The 23,961-nt window shown below is 62.4% G+C and carries 10 protein-coding genes; 7 read left to right on the top strand and 3 right to left on the bottom strand.

Annotated elements, in window-relative coordinates:
• Positions 1-3: 3 nt before the first annotated feature.
• Positions 4-768, top strand: coding sequence for a divergent polysaccharide deacetylase family protein (locus tag HU720_RS16115; RefSeq protein WP_186520933.1), 765 nt, complete (start codon positions 4-6; stop codon positions 766-768).
• Here the strand turns inward: HU720_RS16115 and HU720_RS16110 are convergent, their stop codons facing one another.
• From HU720_RS16110 to HU720_RS16100, 3 genes are all read right to left on the bottom strand, one after another.
• Positions 769-5,427: a DUF6543 domain-containing protein gene (locus tag HU720_RS16110; RefSeq protein WP_186520932.1), complete on the bottom strand. Its 4,659-nt coding sequence runs from the start codon at positions 5,425-5,427 to the stop codon at positions 769-771.
• Between the two features lie 134 nt (positions 5,428-5,561).
• Positions 5,562-10,223, bottom strand: coding sequence for a DUF6543 domain-containing protein (locus tag HU720_RS16105; protein ID WP_186520931.1), 4,662 nt, complete (start codon positions 10,221-10,223; stop codon positions 5,562-5,564).
• A gap of 139 nt (positions 10,224-10,362) precedes the next feature.
• Positions 10,363-12,309 carry a BCCT family transporter gene (locus HU720_RS16100; RefSeq protein ID WP_346656588.1) on the bottom strand — a complete coding sequence of 649 codons (1,947 nt, stop codon included), beginning with the start codon at positions 12,307-12,309 and terminating at the stop codon, positions 10,363-10,365.
• Positions 12,310-12,844: 535 nt separating this feature from the next.
• Here HU720_RS16100 and betI point away from each other — a divergent pair.
• The 6 genes from betI to HU720_RS16070 all read left to right on the top strand — a co-directional run bounded on the left by betI (position 12,845) and on the right by HU720_RS16070 (position 23,815).
• Entirely contained in the window at positions 12,845-13,501 is a 657-nt protein-coding gene (betI, locus tag HU720_RS16095; RefSeq protein ID WP_186520929.1) for a transcriptional regulator BetI, read from the top strand.
• 39 nt (positions 13,502-13,540) lie between these two features.
• On the top strand, positions 13,541-15,013 hold the full coding sequence (gene betB, locus HU720_RS16090; RefSeq protein WP_186520928.1) for a betaine-aldehyde dehydrogenase: 1,473 nt from the start codon (positions 13,541-13,543) through the stop codon (positions 15,011-15,013).
• Between the two features lie 158 nt (positions 15,014-15,171).
• Positions 15,172-16,863 carry a choline dehydrogenase gene (gene betA, locus HU720_RS16085; RefSeq protein WP_186520927.1) on the top strand — a complete coding sequence of 564 codons (1,692 nt, stop codon included), beginning with the start codon at positions 15,172-15,174 and terminating at the stop codon, positions 16,861-16,863.
• A gap of 310 nt (positions 16,864-17,173) precedes the next feature.
• Complete coding sequence (locus HU720_RS16080; RefSeq protein ID WP_186520926.1) at positions 17,174-18,916, top strand: potassium/proton antiporter; 1,743 nt, start codon at positions 17,174-17,176, stop codon at positions 18,914-18,916.
• Between the two features lie 35 nt (positions 18,917-18,951).
• A complete protein-coding gene (gene mscK, locus HU720_RS16075; protein ID WP_186520925.1) occupies positions 18,952-22,257 on the top strand; it encodes a mechanosensitive channel MscK in 3,306 nt (1,101 codons plus the stop codon).
• A 97-nt stretch (positions 22,258-22,354) separates the two neighbouring features.
• Positions 22,355-23,815: a protein adenylyltransferase SelO gene (locus HU720_RS16070; protein WP_186520924.1), complete on the top strand. Its 1,461-nt coding sequence runs from the start codon at positions 22,355-22,357 to the stop codon at positions 23,813-23,815.
• The last annotated feature ends 146 nt before the right edge of the window (positions 23,816-23,961 follow it).

Genomic DNA, 23,961 nt, shown 5'->3' with positions numbered 1-23,961 from the left:
GCCATGCGTTATCTGCTGTCCCTGCTGTTGTGCCTGTTGGCCGGCGCCGCGCAAGCGGCCCCGGCCAAGGCCTACCTGAGCATCATCATCGACGACCTGGGCCAGAGCACAGAGCGCGACCAGCGCACCCTCGCCCTGCCCGGGCCGGTGACCATGGCCATCATGCCCGATACCCCGCACGCCACCGACTTCGCCCGCCAGGCGCACAAGGCTGGCAAGACGGTGATCCTGCACATGCCCATGGACCCAGCCACCGGCCCCTACGCCTGGCACCCCGGCATCGCATTACCAGAGCTGGCACAGCGCCTGAACGCAGCACTGGCCAAGGTGCCGTATGCCGCAGGCGTCAACAACCACATGGGCAGCCGCATGACCTCGCAGCGCGAGGCCATGGCTTGGCTGATGGGCGAACTGCAACGCCGCCACCTCTTGTTCGTCGACAGCCGCACCAGCGCCGCCACGGTCGCCGCCGCCGAAGCTCAGAAAATCGGCCTGGCGCATGTATCGCGGGACGTATTCCTGGACGACGTGCGTACTCCAGAAGCGATTACCGGGCAACTGCGCCTTGGCGTCGAAATGGCGCGCAAGCAAGGCTCCGCGGTGTTGATCGGCCATCCCTATCCGCAAACCTTGCAAGTGCTGGAACGCGAAATCCCCCGGCTTCGCAGCCAGGGGATCGAACTGATCAGGTTGCAGCAAATGGTTGCCGAACGCAGCAACCAGGCCATGCCCGGCCATGGTAGCCATGGCCGGTACTCCAACCGCTGATTACTCGTCGAAGCTGATGATGCCTTCCAGGTCAGCCAGGCTCAGCTTGCCGCGGTAGATCTCCAGCACATCGCCGTCGGCCGCCGCGCGGATCTGGTCGGCCCAACCCAGGCCGCGCTGCAGCCAGGTTTTCAGGTGCCCCTGGTTGAAATCGCGGGAGGGGGTTTGCATGGCCGGGTAATGGAAGTGCGCTTCCCACAGCGATACCGGTTTGGCCTGGCCGGGCTCTGCAGCGCGGTCGATACGGTAGACATCCAGGAAATCCCGGGCCGAGAGCTTCTTGCGCTTGCCCACGCGGGTGATCACCAACGCCTTTTCTTTGTGCAGAAACTTCAAGCCGGCTGCGGTGGGGTGGGTCGAGGTCAGATACAAGCTTTTCAGCAGTTCGCGCTGGTTGCTCTCCAGTTGCGACAGCCCTGTCTCCACATCAGTGCGCAGCGCTTCATCTTCAGGGGTGCGCGGTAGCGCTTCGAGTACCTCGCGCAGCTTGTCAGAGTGTTGCTCGATCACCGTTGTGAGCCCTAGTGGCTCATTGGAGCCGTAGCGCTTGGCCAAGGCGTAGACCGAGGGTATCTGGTCCAGCAGGCGACGGGCGTTTTGACGGGTAGCTGAAAGCTGGCGCGACGAAACCGGCGGTGAAGTTGTCGAGGACGCAGAGTCCTCCACCCACTGACCACCCTCGTGCATAAAGGTGTTCAGCAGTTCGGTACGGGCGTCACGCTGTTGCACCACTGCGGCGCCATCGACCTCTGTCTCTTCGGCGACCACGCTTCTGCCACGGTGGGTGCGAACCACCCGGCGCACACCGCCGCGCGGCCTATACACCGGGGTGCGCTTGGGCGGTGGCAGGGCCAGCTCAAGCTCCTTGAGTTCAGCCGCAAGTTCGGCTCGTGCGGCCTCCTGCAAGTTACTCAGCACTTTCTTGTACTTGATCAGCCAAGGCTTGTTGATCGCCGAATCACCGACACTTGAAAGGTAATCGGCCATACTGGCGGCCTCTTCATACCCTTCCAGCACGCTGGTCAGCACTTGCACACGTTCCTCGGCAGAAAACGGGCTACCGGCCAAATCTGCATGAGAGGCGCCAGCACTGCGCACGCTTTGGCCATAGAGGTAGCTGGAGTACTGCTGCAGTAATTCCTCATCGGCCTCGGTGGTCAAACGGTTGATGCTCAGTTCAGCCAAGTCTTCCAGCGCGGCTAAACTCAAGTCGACCGCATTGAGGCTGCGTGTCTCGATAATCCTGCGCAGTCGCTGGTCCTTGCCGATACGCTCGTTTTTCTCGTTGGTAAACGTCAGCCGGTCATCGGCCAGGGTATCCATCAGCAGCCGGTCGAACTCTCGGGCAAAATCGATAAGGTCGATTTCCCAGCCTGCGACTTTCTCCACCACTTCCAGAAAGTGCGTGTATTCGGCCTTCTCGGCATCGCTTTCCGGGTGTACTGCCATAGCATCCCGAAGCCTGCGGACCTCGGCCTGGTTGATGGAGATGGCCATCTCGTTGTAATACGACTCGCAGTTATCCAGCAACTGCTGACGCAGCGTACTGCGCACAAGCTTTACGTCGCCCTCGAATGCCCGGTCGGGGATGGTCATGGCGGCGAGGCTTATCAACATCGCGTCGTGATGGATCTCATGGTTGATGACCGCCCGCAGATCAGTGACCGTGGTTTCGCGCATTCGGGCACGCAACGCCTTGAGCGTTGCGAGCTGGTCTTGCTGAACCGCGTCAGGCTGCGGCACTTCCTCAAGCGTTTTGATCTCCGCTTCTTTATCCACCAGCATTTGCCGGTGCTGTGCAAACGTGGCGTGTAATGTGCCGTGTATCTCGGCAAGCCGGGCATCCTCGCTTATGAAGTTGGCTTTTTTGGCTACGTTCTCTTCACGCATCTTCTGGATCCGGCTTTTAGGCATGCCACCGAGCAAGCGCAGCCTGCGATCGACACGCCAGTTGCCGTCGCGGTTGGTCAAGGCCATCGAGGTGTCGCCGATGTGTACCACACCGTCCGTGAGGCTGACCTGGTACACCAGCAGATGCCATTTGACGTAATAGGTCTCGCCAACCAGGTACAGCCCCTTGCCGATGCCTTCGCTGATGGGCTCTACACCGTCCAGCGAAATATCGGCACGGTATGCCTGCAGGCCACTGCTCTGGGCTTCGCTCAACGGTTTGAAGGCGGTACTGTCGCGATGGCTAAGATCAACCTGCAAACCTGGCTGCTCTGCCAGCACCCCTGATTGATGACGCTGGCCTTCGCTGACATTCAGCACTGCGGGAAGCAACACGGGTTCACCTTGCAAAGGCCCGAGGCAGGCCGCATGCCGGCCGATATCGCCGTAGTCCGGGACCGCATGGGCTGGCAGATGACCATGCAGCAGTGCCATGCCGGCATTGAGTAGTAGGTCAACCGCCGCAGCGGACCGCTCGAATTCAGTACCCGACTCTAGCGCCTCGATGTCGCTTTTCAGCGCCAGTATGCCTTGCACCAGCCAGGCAACTGTGGCCACGGGGCCTCTGAGCTCTAACGTGACCACATTGAACAGCAGCCACGCTCCTTCGGCGAGCAGCGCCCAGCGGCTTTCGGCGTTGGAGACGGACTGGCGATCGGCAAGCTCCACCAGCACTTTGCGGTTGGCTTCGTAGAGCTTCTGATCGACGCCGCTCAACCAGTACTGCACATTGACGGTCGGCGGATCTACAGCTTCGGGCGGCTCGATGATATCCAGCACCGGGACGACTGCATGCGGGTCGGTAAACCCGCCGTCAGCGTAGAATGGGCGCGCCCCGGCCGGCAGCCAGTCGAGCACGCTGTCCTGCAGCGACGAAGCCTCGCCAATGGCCTGCATCATCGCCTTGATCGATGCGAATTCGCTGATTGCCTCCTGCCCATAGAGCGGCCTATAGAGCACAACCGTCTCAGCCTCGGCTGCAAACAGTACGTACATGCCAGTGACGGTGTCCACAACTGCGTCCGCGCCGGCTCGATTGAACGCCAGCGGCAAGAGCGCCACCGCAGGTTCGTCTGCCGCCAAGTGGCCGCGGCAATAGTCGATCATTGCTTGCAGCCCGTTCTCGCTCAGGGTATTGCCTAGCCGCGCGGATAACGCGCTGAACAGCAGCGAGGTGCGCCAGTGCTGGGCAAAACGCGTAACCTGGCCTGGCTCCTCGGCAGCCTCCTTGAGTTTTTGGTCCACATACCCTGGATAAGTGCCACCGATATCGACGGTCTCGACCAGCGTTCGTACATAGGCAGGGTTCATCCAGTCCATGATCAACTGGTTCTGCTTGTGGCTGACCGCAGTCACAGTGGCGCCGCCCAGGGAACTGAGGTTGCCGATGGCAAATTTGGTCAACGACTCGGTGACATGTTCCACCGTCCCGCCGCCCACGCCAGCACCGGCGCCTCCGGGGTTACCCCGGGCGATCGAGAGCGTCAGTTCCAGGTCATCGGAAAAGTAGTTGGCATCGTCCGGGAAGTCCTCAAGCATCTGTTCCCGCAGTTTTTGGCGGGTGTAGCTGGTCAGGTCCAGTACATCGTCCAAAGGGGTCTTGGCTGCTGCATCGGCCTGGGCCAGGCCAAGTTCTATCAGGCCCGAGCGGTAGGCAAAGCTGGTCTGCGCAGACATCCTCACCAGGCCCGGGGGTAGTTGAAGCTGCTCACCGCGAGGCTCGGCATAGCCCTCGAACAGCCAACGGGCCGGGTCACTCAGACCAGCGTACACCTGCTCCAGAGCGTCAGTGCTCGGCACCATGCCCAGCCGCACGTCAGCAACGGCGGCCAGTGAAGCCTCAAGCATCAGAGCGACTTGCGTGGCGAACGGATCACCGACCAGCTCATAGCGGTTCCAGGTCATGTCCTCGAAGCGGTAGTGCAGCGCCAGGCTCTCGGCCAGCGCCTGACCGAACGCTTGACTGGCGTCGAACGCCCTGACCACGCTTGAAGGCGCACACCAGAGCATAAAAGAGCGCTCATCGAGCTGTGCTTCGATCAACAGGTCAGGCAAGCGAATGATCTGCTCGGTGCTGTCGCGTTTGAGGTGAACTTCGATCACCGCAACATTAGGGGTGGATTTCCCGCCCCGTATCAGGCCGCGCACAGCCTGTTGTTCCGGTTCCTCCAGCCCCTGCAAAGGCAGGTTGCGCAACAGTTCCAGACGCAGTGCCTGCTGCAACCACATATCCCGCGTTATACCTTCGCCACCGTCTGCGGCCCAGTAGTCCGCCTGCGCCTGGCAAAAATAGCTGGGAAGCAGGAGCAGTACGTCGTTCAGCGCTGCACTCAGGGCGTCCAGCGAAACCCGATCACTCTCGGTTCCAGCCTGGGGGTCGGGGTCAACATAAAGATAGTGCGGCGGATTCAGGCTCAGATACGGGCGCAACTCGCCAACACTGGGAAACTCCAGGGGTGTGTTGCTACGCAGAGCATCAAGTAGCAGGTCCACCAGCGCCACTGCATCGTAGGCATCCGCCTGGTTGGGTTGCATGACACGCAAGGCATCCGCAGAGGTAATCTGCGGCTGTTTGGTGGCAAACAGCGGGTACTGCTCGATCAGTGCACTGATAATCTGCGTGGATGCCACATCGCGCAGGGTCGGACGTGAGGCGAACTGCGCTGCGAGGGCATTTTTGAGGTCGGAAGTAGAAGTTGTATCAAGCATGTCGAATACCTTGGATGAGGGGGATTCGACACTAAGCGCGAACAGGGTCGGCCAGGCGCTAGATATTGCTGGCCCAGAACACTGCGCTATGCTGGCGGTACTCGCCTGAACCGGTGGAGTACCGCCAGATCGCCTTAATTTAAAGGGATGATACCGCGCACTTGCTCAAGGCTCAGTCGACCACGATGAATGCGCTCACCGCGGCTGGCCAAAAGCCTTGCTTCAGAGGCGCCAAAGCGTCGCTGCGCCCAGGTTTTCAAGTGCCCGTTGATGAACGCATCGGCAGGATCGGCCTGCCCGGCAAAGTGAAAATGAGCCACCCAGATCGGCTTGCCCTTGCTCGCCCCCGCTACGCTCAGGCGCTCGATGATGTACTCATCCATCGCCGAGTTGTCAGCCAGTACTTTACGCGGCGGTGCGTACTTGATCTTGAGCAGGCCAGCCTTGTGCAGAAACAGCAGTGACTCCGCTTCTGGATAGGGGGTCTTGCTGTAGAGCTCGGCCAGCAGCGCCTCGCGCTGCTGCGACCATTCTGCCAGGCGCTGACGCACCAGCGTGGCCAGCGGCCCTTTGTCATCGACCAGCTTGTTTGCACAACCTTGCAGGTTGGCGACGTGACCGTCGATCAACTGGCGCAATTGGCCCGCCCCGACATCCTCCTTGACGTACTCGGCCGCGCGCAGTTGTACCACCGCGTTGTCCGCCAGTACCGCCGCCGCTCGCACATGTTCATCGGTGCTCTGGGCGAACTCCGGGGCCACCTGCTGCGGGGCATCGTCCACCAGCTCCTGCCACTTGCCATCACGCCACTCAAAGGTATGCAGCAGGCTCCTGTCCATGAGCGAGCGAACTTCAAGGCGTCGGCCCGACGCTGACTGGACCTCGACGCCTATCATCAGCTGGCCGTCCTGGGTGCGCGCCACGTACCGTTGATCAGCGTTATCCTTGTACGGTTTGCGCCGCGCAGGTGCGCCTGAATCCAGCTCCGTTGCGGCCTCAACCAACAGCCCCCCGGCCGAATGCTTCAACACCTTGAGCAATTCGACATAGCGCTGCACTAGCTCATCGTCTATCCGCGAGCCGCCCTCACGGGCGATGTCGATGCTGTTGATGAGCGCCGCACTGTATTCGTCCCATGTTGCTTGAAGCACTTCCAGGCGGTCCGCGGCAGGCAAGTTGGATGTCAACACATCCCCGTGGTTATACGCCGCTGCGCGCAAGGACTTGTTGATCATGGAGCGGCGATACAGCGCAATCCTTCGGTCCGGGTCCTCTGCATCAGCATGCACAGCAAGCTCGGCCAGGTACACCAGTTGCTGGAACTGGAAATCCACGGTGGAGATCTGCCGCTGGTCCCTCAGCCCCTTGATGGTGATAGGCTCGGCCTGCGAGTTGCTTACGGGGAATATCTCCCACTCGTCAGCCAGCAAGGGCATGTAATGGTCGAGCCGCAAGCTCATATCGACCAGCCGTTGCTGCATCTGCGACGCGGAGTTCACCACCCTTCGGTAGGTCGCGTATTCGACCTGAACGTCCTGCACCATGCGCCCGCGTAACGCGCTGGCGGCGGCCCGCACATTCTCGTAGCCGATCAGCGGGAACAACCGTGTGTAACTGAGCCAGGCGTTACGCACCACCGCTTCCCAGAAGCCGTCACGCGACTCTACCAGGGTGCTTGTACCGATACGCGAACTGACGCCTCGCGAACGCAGCATGTCGAGCATTACCGTGCAGCGTTCGGCAAAATCCATGTCGTGCTGCATAAGCGTTTCAAGAAGTTCAAGGTAGCGATGGGTGGCAGCCAAGCGCTCGGCAGTTTTCGCTTCGATCTTGCGCGCGTAGCCCTCGACCAGGCGGTCTACCTGCTCGACAGTCAGGAGTTGCTCGGCATTGTCACGGGCCTTGTCACTGGCTGCCGTTAATACATTCAGCTCGATGACCAGGCGATGTTCTTCGAGGGACGCCGCATTGCAGCGGTCCTCCACTTCCGTATTGGCCGCTGTCTGTTCGTTGAACTGCGCGAGCATGCGATCGAACTTGGCTTGCGAAGGTTTGCGGCCTGCCTTGGGCCCGCCACCCCAGGCAAAACCGCTGGTTCTGACCCGCCAGCCGCCGTCGTCGAACAGATAAGGGCCAGGCTCACCGCCAGGCCCGACGATGCGCCGCTGATCCCCTTCATGCGTAACCTGCAAGCGCAGGCCATGCAGTTCCACATACCAGCGCTCATCCTTCAGGTACAAGCCGTTCGCGTAGGTCGCCTCTGCCAGGTCAACCTGCGTGGCCAACGGTCGCAGGGCCTGGGCCAGTGCATCGGGCGTAGGCCCCCATCCGCTGTTCAGGGTCAGCAGCGACGGGCGCTCCTCAAGTGCAACGGGCGAGTGGACTGCTCCGCTGGTCACCGGCAACGGGATGCTATTGCCCCCCCAGCGCGGTTCCGGGAAGCGGAAACTGAAGGGCTCTGCGCTGGCCGGCTGTGGTTCAACGGGCGCCTGCTCCAAGCGCCCATGTACCAAGACCATGGCCAGGTTGCTGAGCACATCCACAGCCGCCTGCGCGCGCACTGCTTTGTCGCTGGCGTGTTGCAAGGTGCCGACATCAGCGAGCACGCTGGCAATGCCGATAGCCGCCCACACCAGCGTCATGGCAGGCCCAGGCAGGGCCGGGGCGACCAGGTTGAACAGCAGCCATGCACCTTGCTTGACCACTCCCCAGCGATGCTCGGCATTGGACACGGTTTGCCGCTCGGCCAGTTCCAGCATCGCCGCGCGCCGGCTTTTGAACATCTGGCTGTCGATGTCTGCCAGCCATGGACGCAACCACAGTGCCACCGGTTCGACCGGCGCAGGCCAGATCGAGGTGTCGAAGATCACCCGGCGCAGGTGCGGTTCGATAAAACCACCATTGGCATAGACCCGATACGCCGTAGCGGGCAGCCACTCCAACACGCTGTCCTGCAACGCCCCCGTCTGGCTCAGGGCAGCCATCAGCGCCCGCTGATCGGTGTACTGCAGCAACGCCTCGCCTTCGTACAGTGGCCGGTACAGCAGCACCGTGCTTGGATCTTTGAGGGATAGCACAAACATGCAGGTGGCCGAGTCCGGCGATTCTGCAGAAGGCTCGCACTTGAACGCCAACGGCGCCACGTCGATATTGCTTTTCAGGTCACGCTGGCTACGGCAGAACTCGGCCAGTGCCTGCCAGGCATCATCGCTCAAGCGCCTCTCGATCTTTGCGCGCAAGGCATCGAACAGCAGGCGCAGCCGCCATTGGCTGGCAAAACGCTCGATGCGCTGGCCCTGTTGTAACGGGTCATCCAGTTTCTCCAGCAGGTAGGCCGGGTAACTCGCGCCGATATCGACCGTGCCGATCAGCTGTGTGACGTACAGCGGGTTCATCCACGGCATGATCAACTGATTGTCGCGGTGGGTGATGCTCGTCACCACTCCGCCCTGCAGCGCATCCAGATGCCCAATGGCAAGCGCAGTCAGGGTCATCTGGCCGAGCGCCTTCAAGGTGACCGGCAACTCCTTGTCAGCCAGCCCGTCGGGCACCGATACGCTTAGCAGCAGGTCATCGGGAAAATAGTTGGCCTCCGTCGGGTAGTCGGCAAGCAATTGTTCGCGCAGACGCCGAGCGGCGTATGTATGCAGGTCTTCGATGTCGTCCAGCGCGGTGTGGCCGCCGGCCTTCGCTTGCGCCACCGCCAGGTCGAGCAGGGCGGCATGGTATTCGAAGCGGTCTTCGCGGCTTGCCTGGGCAAGCCAGTCCGGCAACTGGGGCCCCGCGCCGTGCTGCTGAAAATAGTCGGTATCGGGGAAGTAGTACGCCGGGTCGCTCAACGCGGCGAAAACCGTCTCAAGCTGCGCAACGGTTGCGATCGAGGCCAGACGCAAGCGTTTGAATTCGCCCAGCATGCTGTTGAGCAACAGGCCCGACTGGCGCAGGAATGTATCGCCTTCAAGCGGGTAGCGGTTCCAGCTCAGGCTATCGAAACGGTACTGCGCCGCCAGTTCGTCACGCAGTTGCGCAGCAAAGGCTTCAAGGGAGGAAAATGCGCTGACATGGCCATCAACCCGGCACCAGAGGACGACGCTGCGCGTTTCCCGCTCGGCCACCAACAACAAGTCAGCGCGCAATTGACTAAGCGTTGCAGCGCTATCCTGCAGGCGCACCTCAAGCGCGTACAGCGTCGGGCCCTGCGCCACCCCCTGCAGCAGCTCATACACCAAGCTCCGTTCATCGTCGTCCAGGGCCGCCAGGCTTTGGCTCCCCGCCAACGCCATTTTCAGCACCTGGCTCATCCAGCGATGCCGGCTCACGCCATTGCTATCCGGCGACGTCACGTCCAGCGCATTCCAGTAGTCGGTCTGGGCCTGCTGGAATACCTGTACCAGCCCTGCAAGGCACTCATCGAAGGCGCCATTGAGCGTGCTCAAATCAATGTTCAGCGTTTGCAGCGGGCTGTCATCGACAATGTCGGTCACGGCACCTGATGGCGGCTGCATGCTCAGCCGGTGGTTCTGGTCGAACGCCAGCGGCTCGCCCCGGACAAAGGCTTCAAGCAGCTTATCGACTATTGCGACCAGCTCGACATGGTCTTCGCCCGCAGCCTGGGTGACGGTAAACACATCGGCTGAATCGATCTCGGGTAACTCACTGGCCAAGGCGGGATAGGCTTTGGTCAAGGTCGCGAGCGCTGCCGTGCTCAGCACCTGGCGTAACGTTGGGCGGCTGGCAAATTGGGCGCTGATTGCCTGTTTGAGCGAACCTGCAGGCATTGGGGTGATGTCGGGCATCTTGGGAACTCCTCGAAAAAGAAGCCGCAATGCTAGAAACCACCCGCGCCGTGGCTGCGGTACATAAGGGAATGCCCGCCACAACGCACAAGGCCCGATCCTGTTCGGGCCGGGCCTTGTATGTCGAAGCGAGAGAAGGTCAGCTGTACACGCGCCCCAGCAACTGGCGGTGGCTTTCGAACTGATCCAGCACATCGCGCACGATCTGTTCGCGAGTGAAGCCCATCAGGTCGTATTCCTGGCTGCCGTCATGCAGGTACACCTCGGCGCGGTAAAAGCGCTGGCGCACTTGCGGCTCGCCCTCGACCGGGGCCTCGCTCGGCGCCGCCAGGTAGCCATCCAGGCTTGCTTCATAAACGAAGGGGTTGCCCTCCTCCATCATCACCCGCAGGCCCATCATGTTGCGCGACTGGCCAATCCGGGTTTCCACCTCGAAGCCCAGCGTAGCCAATTGCTCGGCGGCCTCCTTGAGGGCCGGGCTGACTTGCTTGTCCATGAAGCGCTGCACCACCGCCTGGGTCGGTTCCAGGTCCATCTGGCCAAGGCGCTCGCTGAAGCCGCGGCGGCCACGGGCGGCAAGCTCGGCGCGCTCGCTCTCTGCGGCCGCGTCCTGCTTCATCGCCTTCATCAGGCCGAACATGAACAGTACCAGCACCACCGAGAACGGCAGCCCCGCCAGCACCACCATGGTCTGCATGGCTTCGAAGTTGCCGGCAAACAGCAAACCGATGGTCACCAAGGTGATGATGACCGACCAGAACACCACCATCCAGTGCGGGGCATCTTCGTCGACCTGCCCACCTTTGCAAGAAAGGTTGGCCATCATTACCGCACCCGAGTCGGCAGGCGTCAGGAACAGCACGAAGCCGACGAACACTGCCAGGCCAATGACGATCTTGGCAGCCGGGAAGTATTCCAGCAGTTGGTAGATGGACATCGAGGGCTGTTCCAGCGCGGTCTTGCCCAGCTCCACGGCGCCGTGGTTCATCACCAGGTCCAGCGCGGTGTTACCGAAGATCGACAGCCAGGCCAAGGTGAAGCCCAGCGGGATCAACAGCACGCCGCTGACCAGTTGGCGCACGGTGCGACCCTTGGAAATACGGGCGATGAACATGCCGACGAACGGGCCCCAGGAAATCCACCAGGCCCAGTAGAACACGGTCCACAGGCCCAGCCAGCGCTCGGACTTGTCGCCTGCGCCTTCGTACACGTACAGGTCGAAGGTCTTCAGCACAAAGCCGTTGAGGTAATCACCAATGTTCTGCACGAAGCCATTGAACAAGTACAGGGTATTGCCGGCCAGCAGCACGAAGATCAGCAGGCCGCTGAACAGCACGATATTCAGGTTGGACAGGCGGCGAATACCGTTCTCCACACCCGACACCGCAGCCACGGTGGCAACACCTGCCATGACCAGAATCACCACCAGCAGGTTGGTCTTGCTGTGGTCCATGCCGAACAGGTACTCAAGCCCCGAGGCCACCTGCATCGAGCCGATACCGAGGTTGGTCACCAGGCCCAGCAAGGTGACGAACATGCCGAACACGTCGACCGCGTTGCCGGCAGCGCCCTTGACCCAACGCTCGCCCACCAGCGGGTACAACGCCGAGCGCAGTGCCAGCGGCTGGTTGTGGCGATAGGCGAAGTAGCCAACGGCCAGGCCGACCAAGGCGTAGATCGCCCAGCCGTGCAGGCCCCAGTGCAGGAAAGTCAGCTGCAAGCCCTGGCGCGCAGCCTCGAGGCTGGCCGGCGTACCTTCAGGCGGGTTGAAATAGTGGTCCAGCGGTTCGGAGGCGCCGAAGTACAGCAACGAAATACCGATACCGGACGAAAACAGCATGCCGGCCCAGGCGCCGTAGCTGAAGTCCGGCGTATCGTCCTTGCCGCCCAGCTTGAGCTTGCCGAAGTCGGAGAAGGCCAGGTAGATGACAAATACCAGGTAGCTGCCGATCACCAGCATGTAGTACCAGCCGAAGGTGCGCGTCAGCCATTTCTGGGCAACGCCAAGCACTTCGCCAGCAGCTTCGGGGACAGCAATCAGTAAGGCAGTCAGAACAAGGATCATCAGCGCGGAGGTGTAGAACACCACGCGGTTGACCCGAACCCTCTCGGCGGGGGGTTTGGTAAGGGAGGCAGAACTCATTGCACGAATGCTCCGGGCAGTGCGGCAGTGGAGGCTAATCAGTCATTTCCCGCGCAATTGGTGCAATAGCCCTACTGCGTCAGGTGTTATAAAAGCCCCCTGGAAACCGTGTACCCGAATTGAAACGGTGCAAAAAACAGATCGGTGGGCCGCGGCTGGCGTGCACTTGGTAACCAAGGTGCGCGCATTCGCCACAGCGCCTGGCCCGCTCCTAGGGCCGTCCGCGCAGGTCAGTGACCGCTCGGCAGAATCTGTAACTTGCATCGCCCGTGCCCGTCAACGCCTTGTATTCCGGGGGTTACGCGATTTCCTGGGGTGCCAATCCGTGCTTTTTTGACCGCCTGAAAAACTGTCAATGGCACAAATTGTCGCAGAGCTTATTCTTTATTGATTGAACGTTCAATCAAAACAAAATAGACTGGTCCTCGCCGAGTCAGACGCCGGTCGTCCGCTCGCCAGGCCTGAGGAGAACGCAAGAATGCCCAAGGTCGGTATGCAACCCATCCGCCGCCAGCAATTGATCGAAGCGACGCTGTTGGCGGTCGATCAGGTGGGGCTGGGTGACGCCAGCATTGCGCTGATTGCCCGTTTGGCCGGCGTGTCGAACGGCATCATCAGTCACTACTTTCAGGACAAGAACGGCCTGATCGCAGCGACGATGCGCTACATCATGAACATGCTCAACGAAGGTGTGAGCGCGCGCCGTCAGGCCCTGACCGATGACAGCCCGCGAGCCCACCTGCAGGTCATCATCGAGGGCAACTTCGATGCCAGCCAGGTCAATGGCCCGGCAATGAAAACCTGGCTGGCCTTCTGGGCCTCCAGCATGCACCAGCCGTCTTTGCACAGGTTGCAACGGATCAACGACCACCGTTTGTACTCCAACCTGTGTTGCCAGTTCCGCCGCGTCTTGCCGCTTTACCATGCACGCAAGGCAGCCCGCGGCCTGGCAGCGTTGATCGACGGCCTGTGGCTGCGCGGCGCGTTGTCCGGAGATGCCTTCGACACCGCCCAAGCCATACGAATTGCCAACGAATACATGGATCTACAACTGGCTAAACAGCAGACCCTGGGCACTAACCACCAGGCCTCTGATCAACCGCGCGCAGCCACTGGCCAAACGGCAGGGGCGTGACGCGGCAGCCAAACCACACACTGCACTTGCGAGGACACTATGGCCCGTTTCGGAACGCAAAAACTCTACATTGATGGCGCTTACGTCGACGCTGGCAGCACTGCCACATTCGAAGCCATCAACCCGGCCACCGGCGAAGTCCTCGCCCATGTGCAGCGCGCAACCGAGGCTGACGTCGAGAAAGCCGTCGAAAGCGCCGAGCGCGGCCAGAAAGTCTGGGCTGCCATGACCGCCATGCAGCGCTCGCGCATCCTGCGCCGTGCTGTAGACATCCTGCGCGAGCGCAACGATGAGCTGGCCCAACTGGAAACCCTGGACACCGGCAAGTCGTACTCCGAAACCCGTTATGTCGACATCGTCACCGGCGCCGACGTGCTGGAGTACTACGCAGGCCTGGTCCCGGCCATCGAAGGCGAGCAGATCCCGCTGCGCGAATCGTCCTTCGTCTACACCCGCCGCGAGCCGCTGGGCGTGACCGCCGGTATCGGCGCGTGGAACTACCCGATCCAGATCGCCCTGTGGAAATCGGCCCCAGCCCTGGCAGCCGGCAACGCGATGATCTTCAAGCCTTCGGAAGTCACCTCGCTGACCACCCTCAAGCTTGCCGAGATCTACACCGAAGCGGGCCTGCCCAATGGCGTGTTCAACGTACTGACCGGCAGCGGCCGTGAAGTCGGCACCTGGCTGACCGAGCACCCACGCATCGAGAAGGTGTCGTTCACCGGCGGCACCACCACCGGCAAGAAAGTCATGGCCAGCGCTTCGAGCTCCTCGCTCAAGGAAGTCACCATGGAACTGGGCGGCAAGTCGCCGCTGATCATCTGCGCCGACGCCGACCTGGACAAGGCCGCCGACATCGCCATGATGGCCAACTTCTACAGCTCCGGTCAGGTCTGCACCAACGGCACCCGCGTGTTCGTGCCGGCTTCGCTGAAGGCTGAGTTCGAAGCCAAGATCGCCGAGCGCGTTGCCCGTATCCGCGTCGGCAACCCAGAAGACGAAAACACCAACTTCGGCCCACTGGTCAGCTTTGCCCACATGGAAAGCGTGCTGTCGTACATCGCCAAGGGCAAAGAGCAAGGCGCCCGTGTGCTGTGTGGCGGTGAGCGTCTGCTGGACGGCGACTTCGCCAAGGGCGCCTTCGTGGCCCCGACCGTGTTCACCGACTGCACTGACGACATGACCATCGTCAAGGAAGAGATCTTCGGCCCAGTGATGAGCATCCTCAGCTACGAGACCGAGGAAGAAGTCATCCGCCGCGCCAACGACACCGAGTACGGCCTGGCCGCCGGCGTCTGCACCAATGACATCAGCCGCGCCCACCGCATCATCCACAAGCTTGAAGCCGGTATCTGCTGGATCAACGCCTGGGGCGAGTCGCCGGCCGAAATGCCGGTGGGTGGCTACAAGCAGTCGGGCGTGGGCCGCGAAAACGGCATCAGCTCGCTGGCGCAGTACACCCGCATCAAGTCGGTCCAGGTCGAACTGGGCGACTACGCCTCGGTCTTCTAAGACCCAGAGCTGCAAGCGCCAAGTTTCAAGCTGCAAGAAAGTGCCGGTCGCGTTCTGCCACCGGCCCTTGCAGGCCTAATCCATCCGTGAGCTTTGCACAACTGCCTCTACTTGCAGCTTGTCGCTAAAGGCTCACCGCTGCTTCCGGAGCAAGCCCCATGGAATACGACTACATCATCGTTGGTGCCGGCTCGGCCGGTAACACCCTGGCCACCCGCCTGACCGAAGACGCCAACGTCAGCGTGCTGCTGCTCGAAGCCGGTGGCCCCGACTACCGCTTCGACTTCCGTACCCAGATGCCAGCCGCCCTGGCCTTCCCACTGCAGGGCCGCCGCTACAACTGGGCCTACGAGACCGACCCCGAGCCGCACATGAACGGCCGCCGCATGGAGTGTGGTCGCGGCAAGGGCCTGGGCGGCTCGTCGCTGATCAACGGCATGTGCTACATCCGTGGTAACGCCCTGGACTTCGACGGCTGGGCCAAACTGCCAGGCCTGGAAGACTGGGCCTATCTCGACTGCCTGCCGTACTTCCGCAAAGCCGAAACCCGCGACATCGGCCCCAACGACTACCACGGCGGCGACGGCCCGGTCAGCGTGGCCACGCCCAAGGCTGGCAACAACCCGCTGTTCCACGCCATGGTCGAAGCCGGCGTGCAAGCCGGTTACCCGCGCACCGAAGACCTCAACGGCTACCAGCAGGAAGGCTTCGGCCCGATGGACCGTTCGGTTACCAAGGAAGGCCGCCGTTCCAGCACCGCTCGCGGCTACCTGGACCAAGCCAAGAAGCGCCCGAACCTGACCATCGTAACCCACGCCCTGAGCGACCGCGTGCTGTTTGAAGGCAAGCGCGCCGTCGGCGTGACCTACCTGGTGGGCGACAGCGAAGAACGCGTCGAGGCCCGTGCGCGCAAGGAAGTGATCGTCAGCTCCGGCGCCATCGCTTCGCCGCAACTGCTGCAACGCTCCGGCGTCGGCCCGCGTGCCCTGCTCGAAAGCCTCGATATCCCGGTGGTCCACGACCTGCCAGGCGTCGGCGAGAACCTGCAGGACCACCTTGAGCTGTACCTGCAATACGCCTGCACCCAGCCGGTATCGCTGTACCCATCGCTGCTGTGGTGGAACCAGCCGGCCATTGGTGCCGAGTGGCTGTTCAAAGGCACCGGTATCGGCGCCAGCAACCAGTTCGAGGCCGGTGGTTTCATCCGCACCCGCCCTGAATTCGAGTGGCCGAACATCCAGTACCACTTCCTGCCAGTGGCGATTAACTACAACGGCTCCAACGGTGTGAAAGAGCACGGTTTCCAGGCGCACATGGGTTCGATGCGTTCGCCAAGCCGTGGACGCATCCAGGTCAAGTCCAAAGACCCGCGCCAGCACCCGAGCATCTTGTTCAACTACATGGCCACCGAGCAGGACTGGCAGGAATTCCGGGACGGCATCCGCCTGACCCGCGAAATCATGGCTCAGCCGGCGCTGGACCCTTACCGTGGCCGCGAAATCAGCCCGGGCGCCCACGTGCAGACCGATGAGCAGTTGGACCAGTTCATCCGTGAGCACGCCGAAACCGCCTTCCACCCGTCCTGCTCGTGCAAGATGGGCACCGACGACATGGCAGTGGTAGACGGCGAAGGCCGTGTGCATGGCATGCAGGGCCTGCGCGTGGTCGATGCCTCGATCATGCCGATCATCATCACTGGCAACCTGAATGCCACCACGATCATGATCGCCGAGAAAATCTCGGACAAGATCCGCAACCGCAAGCCACTGCCGCGCAGCACTGCTGACTACTACGTCGCCAACGGCGCGCCGGTCAAAGGCAAGCCGATGCGGGAAGTGCAGCAGGGCTGATTGGGCCTGGTGATGCCTGGGTACCACGCGACCTCGGGTGTGTAGGAGCGGCCTTGTGTCGCGAAAGGGCTGCGAAGCAGCCCCGGCGATTCTGCATGATGCGCAAATCCTGGGGCCGCTTCGCAGCTCATCGCGACACAAGGCCGCTCCTACACCGTCCGCGTAAAAAGGCACCTCTCGAGGTGCCTTTTTTCATATGCAGAAACGCTTTACACCCTGCTAATTCATCAGGTTAGAATCGGTTGGCACGCGACCTGCTAGCTCAACGCTATCAAGTCCTCTTCTTCTGCTGTCCCCGGAGTACCTGCCTTTGGATGCGAGCACCATCAACAGCCTGTTCCTGATCGGCGCATTGCTGGTCGGGGCAAGTATTCTGGTCAGCTCGCTGTCATCGCGCCTGGGCATCCCAATTCTGGTCATCATCCTCGCCGTCGGCATGGTCGCCGGCGTGGACGGTGGCGGCATCATCTTCAACAACTACCCGACCGCCTACCTGGTGGGCAACCTGGCGCTGGCCGTGATCCTGCTCGATGGCGGCCTGCGCACACGGGTAGCGAGCTTTCGCGTAGCGCTGTGGCCGGCGCTGTCGCTGGCGACCGTCGGCGTGCTCATTACCACCGGGCTGACCGGTATGGTCGCCGCCTGGCTGTTCGACTTGAGCCTGATCCAGGGCTTGCTGATCGGCGCCATCGTCGGCTCCACCGATGCCGCGGCGGTGTTCTCGCTGCTGGGCGGCAAAGGCCTGAACGAACGGGTCACCGCCACGCTTGAAATCGAGTCCGGCAGCAACGACCCGATGGCGGTGTTCCTCACCGTGACCCTGATCGACATGATCGCCAGCGGCCAGACCGGCCTGCACTGGAGCCTGCTCACCCATCTGCTGCGCGAGTTCGGCATCGGCGGCTTGCTGGGCCTGGGCGGCGGCTGGCTGATGCTGCAACTGGTCAACCGCATCAACCTGGCAGGGGGCCTGTACCCGATCCTGGTGGTCGCCGGTGGCCTGGTGGTGTTCTCGCTGACCAACGCCCTGCACGGCAGCGGCTTCCTGGCCGTTTACCTATGCGGCCTGGTGCTGGGCAACCGGCCGATCCGCAGCCGCCACGGCATCCTGCACATGCTCGATGGCATGGCCTGGCTTGCGCAGATCGGCATGTTCCTGGTGCTCGGCCTGCTGGTCACGCCCCACGACCTGCTGCCGATTGCGCTGCCGGCGCTGGGCCTGGCGCTGTGGATGATCCTGGTGGCGCGGCCACTGTCGGTGGTTGCCGCACTGCTACCATTCAAGGCGTTCCATGGCCGCGAAAAAGGTTTTATCAGCTGGGTCGGCCTGCGCGGCGCGGTGCCGATCATTCTGGCAGTGTTCCCACTGATGGCGGGCCTGCCGGATGCACAGTTGTTCTTCAACCTGGCGTTCTTCATCGTACTGGTGTCGCTGTTGGTGCAAGGCACCAGCCTGCCGTGGATGGCCAAGCTGCTGAAAGTGACGGTACCGCCGGACCCTGCGCCCATTTCGCGCTCGGCGCTGGAGGTGCACATCACCAGCGAGTGGGAAATGTTCGTCTACCGCCTGGGCGCCGAAAAGTGGTGCATCGGCGCCGCCCTGCGCGAGCTGAAAATGCCCGAGGGCACGCGCATCGCCGCGCTGTTCCGTGGCGAGCAGCTGCTGCACCCTTCGGGTAGTACGGTGCTGGAAATCGACGACATGCTCTGCGTGATTGGCCACGAACATAACCTGCCGGCATTGGGCAAGCTGTTCAGCCAGGCACCGCAACGCGGCCTCGACCTGCGTTTCTTCGGCGACTTCGTGCTCGAAGGCGATGCCGAACTGGGTGCGGTCGCTGCACTGTATGGCCTGAAACTCGACGGCCTGGACGCAAAAATGCCGCTGGCGCAGTTCATCCGACAAAAGGTCGGAGGCGCTCCAGTAGTAGGCGACCAGATCGAATGGCACGGCACCATCTGGACCGTTGCGGTCATGGACGGGAACAAGATCCAGAAAGTCGGCGTCAGATTCCCCGAAGGAACCCGGCCAAGCCCTGGGTTGTTCCTCTAAACTGCGAATTGCCTCGAAGCACAAGAACTCTGCCTATGTCCCTGCGTGCGTACTGCCGCACAGCCCTGTTCGGGCTGTGCCTGACCCTGTCGCTGGCTGCTACCGCAGCCGAAGCCCTCACCATTCCTGGCACCCAGAACAGCCTCGACAAGATCGGCGAGCGCAAACTCCCGGAAGCCGAGCAGAAAGCCGTGCAGCAGGTGCTGGAGCAAACCCTGGCACTACTGGCCAGCAAGCAGGACACCGAAAAAAAGCTCGCTGACCTCAAGCAGCAACTGGCCAGTGCCCCGCAGGAAATCCGCGACAGCCAGCGCGAGCTGATCAAGCTCAAGGGCACCGCCGCCGTGCCCGTAGCCCAGCGCTACGCCAACCTCAATGTGCCGCAGCTTGAACAGATGCTCAGCGAGCGCAGCACGCTGCAGGGCGACCTGCAAAAGGCGCTGTCCGAAGCCAACAGCCTGATCATCAACTCGCAGACCCGCCCGGAACGTGCCCAGGCCGAGATCAGCAGCAACCAGACCCGCTCGCAGCAGATCAACAACAGCCTCAAGAGCGGCAAGGACAACGGCAAGGCGCTGAGCGCCGACATGCGCAACCAGCTCAATGCCGAGCTTGGCAGCCTCAACGCCGTAACCCTGCTGCGCCGCCAGGAGCTGGCCGGCAACAGCCTGCTGCAAGACCTGGGCAATGCCCGCCATGACCTGCTGATCGAGCGCGCCGCGCGCCTTGAGCAGGAAATCCAGGACCTGCAGACGCTGATCAACCAGAAGCGCCTGGCGCAGTCGCAACAGACCGTCACCCAGCAGTCGCTGGAAGCGCAGAAAGCCGGCGGCAGCAACCTTTTGGCTACCGAAAGCGCCGCCAACCTGCAACTGTCCGACTACCTGCTGCGCAGTACCGACCGCCTCAACGAAGTCACCCAGCAGAACCTGCGCGCCAAGCAGCAACTGGACAGCCTGACCCAGGCCGACCAGGCGCTGGATGAGCAGATCAGCGTGCTCAAGGGCAGCCTGCTGCTGTCGAAGATCCTCTACAAGCAGAAGCAGGCCTTGCCGCACCTGAAACTGGACCGCGACCTCGCCGACCAGATTGCCGATATCCGCCTGTACCAATTCGAGATCAACCAGCAACGCGAACAGATGAGCAGCCCGTCCAACTACGTCGACAAGCTGCTGCTCAACCAGCCCGAGGAAGACGTCACCCCGGCGCTGCGCAAGGCCTTGCTGGAGGTGGCGATTTCCCGCGCCGACCTGCTCGAACGCCTGAACCGCGAACTGTCGGCGCTGCTCAACGAAAGCATCACCTTGCAACTCAACCAGAAGCAGCTGCTGGGTACCGCGCAAGGCCTGCGCACCACCCTTGAAGAGCAGATGTTCTGGATCCCCAGCAACAAGCCGCTGGATTGGCAGTGGCTGCGCGAAGTGCCAGACCGCCTGAGCTACCAGATGGCCAACCTGCCGTGGGGCTCCGGGGTGTCGGAGCTGGCCGACGGGCTGGTGCAGCAGCCGCTGCTGTTCTCGCCGCTGCTGCTGGTGATCGGCGCACTGCTGTGGCGGCGCAAGGCGCTGTACCGGCGCCTGGGCAAGGTTCACCAGGACATCGGCCACTTCAAGCGCGACAGCCAGTGGCACACGCCGCAGGCGATCCTCATCAATATTCTGCTGGCCATGCCCTTGGCGCTGGCGCTGACGCTGGGCAGTTACGCCCTGCAGATCGACGCCCGCGGGCAGAACGCCAACCTCGGCGCGGCACTGTGGCAACTGGCCCAGGCGTGGCTGGTGTTCTACACCGCCTACCGCATCCTGGCCCCCGGTGGTGTTGCCGAGATCCACTTCCGCTGGCACAAGCCGCAGGTCGAGTTCCTGCGCGGCTGGATCCGCCGGCTGGGCACCGTGGTGCTGGCACTGGTCGGCGTGGTGGCGGTGGCCGAGCATCAGCCCTCGGCGCTGGCCGACGACGTGCTGGGTATCGGCGTGGTGCTGACCTGCTATGCGCTGATGGCCTGGTTGCTCAGCCGCCTGCTGTTGAGCAGCCCCGCGCACCGCAACACCTCGCTGTTCCGCAAGGCCGTCGGGGTGGCGTTTACCGCGCTGCCGATCGCGCTGTTCGTCGCCGTATGCTTTGGCTATTACTACACCGCGCTCAAGCTCACCGACCGGCTGATCTACACCCTGTACCTGCTGCTGTTCTGGCTGGTCATCGAGGCGGCGTTCGTGCGCGGCCTGTCGGTGGCCGCACGGCGCCTGGCCTACCAGCGCGCCCTGAGCAAGCGCCAGGCGGCCAAGGAAGGGCTCGATGGCGAAGTGCTGGTCGAAGAACCGACGCTGGATATCGAACAGGTCAACCAGCAGTCGCTGCGCCTGATCCGCCTGGCCTTGCTCGGCGGCTTCATTGGCGGGCTGTACTGGGTCTGGGCCGACCTGATTTCGGTGTTCTCGTACCTGAACAACATCACCCTCTACGAATATTCAAGCGGTACTGGCGCTGCCGCCAGCATGGTGCCGATCAGCCTCGGCGACCTGCTCGGGGCGCTGGTCATCGGCGGTATCGCCGTGGCCCTGGCGCGCAACCTGCCTGGCCTGCTGGAAGTGCTGGTGCTGTCGCGGCTGAACCTCGCCCAGGGCAGCGCCTACGCCATTACCACCTTGCTCTCCTACGTGATTGCCGGGGTCGGCATCGTCAGCACCCTGGCCACCCTCGGGGTGAGCTGGGACAAGCTGCAATGGCTGGTGGCGGCGCTGTCGCTGGGGCTTGGTTTTGGTATGCAGGAGATCTTCGCCAACTTCATCTCCGGCATCATGATCCTGTTCGAGCGCCCGGTGCGCATCGGCGACACCATCACCATCGGCAACCTGTCGGGCACCGTCAGCCGTATTCGCATTCGTGCAACCACCATTACCGACTTCGACCGCAAGGACATCATCGTCCCCAACAAGACCTTCATCACCGGGCAGTTGATCAACTGGTCGCTGACCGACACGGTCACCCGGGTGACGCTCAAGCTTGGCATCGACTACGGCTCGGACCTGGACCTGGTACGCGACCTGCTGCTCAAGGGCGCCCACGAGAACCCGCGGGTACTCAAGGACCCAGAGCCGATCGTGTACTTCCTCAATTTTGGCGAAAGCTCGCTGGACCACGAACTGCGTATGCACGTGCGTGACCTGGGCGACCGCAACCCGACCCTGGATGAGCTCAACCGCTACATCAACCGCGAGTTCAAGGCCCACGGCATCAAGATTTCGGTACGCCAGGTGGAGGTGTTCCTGATGGACACAAAGAACGGCAAGCAGCAGCAAATAGCGCTGGAGCACAAACCCGATAGCCTGCCACCGGTGTGAGTGGACGCCAGCGGGCATGAGCCCGAGAATGATGCCCAGCATTCATCACCGCATCGCGGGGCAAGCCCCGCGATCAGCCCAACTGCGGAGCAGGCCAGTGAAGTCCCTCGACCACCTCACCTTCGACAACCGCTTCGCCGCCCTCGGCGATACGTACTCGACCGAAGTCCTGCCAGACCCCATCGCCGACCCACGCCTGGTGGTTGCCAGCACCGCAGCCATGGCCCTGCTCGACCTCGACCCGGCCGAGGCCGAACTGCCGGTCTTCGCCGAACTGTTCAGCGGCCACAAGCTGTGGGCTGAAGCCGAACCACGAGCCATGATCTATTCCGGCCATCAGTTCGGCTCGTACAACCCACGCTTGGGCGATGGCCGCGGCCTGCTGCTGGGCGAGGTGCTCAACGATGCCGGCGAGCACTGGGACCTGCACCTCAAGGGCGCCGGCCAGACGCCGTATTCGCGCATGGGCGACGGCCGCGCCGTGCTGCGCTCGTCGATCCGCGAGTTTCTGGGCAGCGAAGCGCTGCACGCGCTGGGCATCCCCAGCAGCCGTGCGCTGTGCGTGATCGGTTCGAGCACCCCGGTGTGGCGTGAAACCCAGGAAAGCGCGGCCATGCTGCTGCGCCTGGCGCAGAGCCACGTGCGCTTCGGGCATTTCGAATACTTCTACTACACCCGCCAGCCCGAGCAGCAGCGTGTGCTGATCGACCACGTGCTACAGCAACACTACCCCGAGTGCGTCAGCGCCGAGCAGCCCTATCTGGCGATGTTCCGCAGCATCGTCGAACGCAACGCCGAGCTGATCGCCCTCTGGCAGGCCTATGGCTTCTGCCATGGGGTAATGAACACCGACAACATGTCGATCCTGGGCATCACCTTCGATTTTGGCCCCTATGCGTTTCTTGACGATTTCGACGCCAATTTCATCTGCAACCACTCCGACGACCGTGGCCGCTACAGCTATGCCAACCAAGTGCCCATCGCCCACTGGAACCTCAGCGCGCTAGCCCAGGCGCTGACCACAGTGATCGACGTCGAGGCGCTCAAGGCCACGCTGGAGCTATTCCTGCCGCTGTACCAGGCGCACTACCTCGACCTGATGCGCCGCCGTCTGGGGCTGACCACCGCCGAGGACAACGACCTGGCGCTGGTCGAGCAGTTGCTGCAACGCATGCAGAGCGGCGGCGTGGACTACACGCTGTTCTTCCGTCGCCTGGGCGAGCAGCCGCTGCCCGATGCCTTGCAGGTGGTGCGCAACGACTTCATCGACCTGGCCGGGTTCGACGCCTGGGCCACCGACTACCTGGCCCGCTGCGAACGCGAGCCGGGCAACGCCGAAGGCCGGCGCGAGCGCATGCATGCGGTCAACCCGCTGTATGTGCTGCGCAACTACCTGGCGCAGAAAGCCATCGAAGCGGCCGAGGCCGGGGATTACAGCGAAGTGCGGCGGTTGCACCAGGTGTTGAGCACGCCGTTCGACGAGCAGGAAGGGATGCAGGCCTACGCCGAACGGCCACCTGAGTGGGGCAAGCACCTGGAAATAAGCTGTTCGTCCTGAGCCTTGGGCCAATTACCGATGGCCCTATCGCAGGCTGGCGCCAGCTCCCACAAAATCAAGGGCGACTCCATCCCTGTGGGAGATTCTATGGTTTCGGGCAAGTCGCTTTTGATTGTGTAGGAGCGGCCTTGTGTCGCGAAAGGGCT

The organism is Pseudomonas sp. SWRI51, assembly GCF_014268825.1.
In the GTDB taxonomy this organism is placed as follows: domain Bacteria; phylum Pseudomonadota; class Gammaproteobacteria; order Pseudomonadales; family Pseudomonadaceae; genus Aquipseudomonas; species Aquipseudomonas farsensis.
Note: the sequence above shows the minus strand (reverse complement) of the source record. Positions and strands in the feature narration are given on the sequence as shown.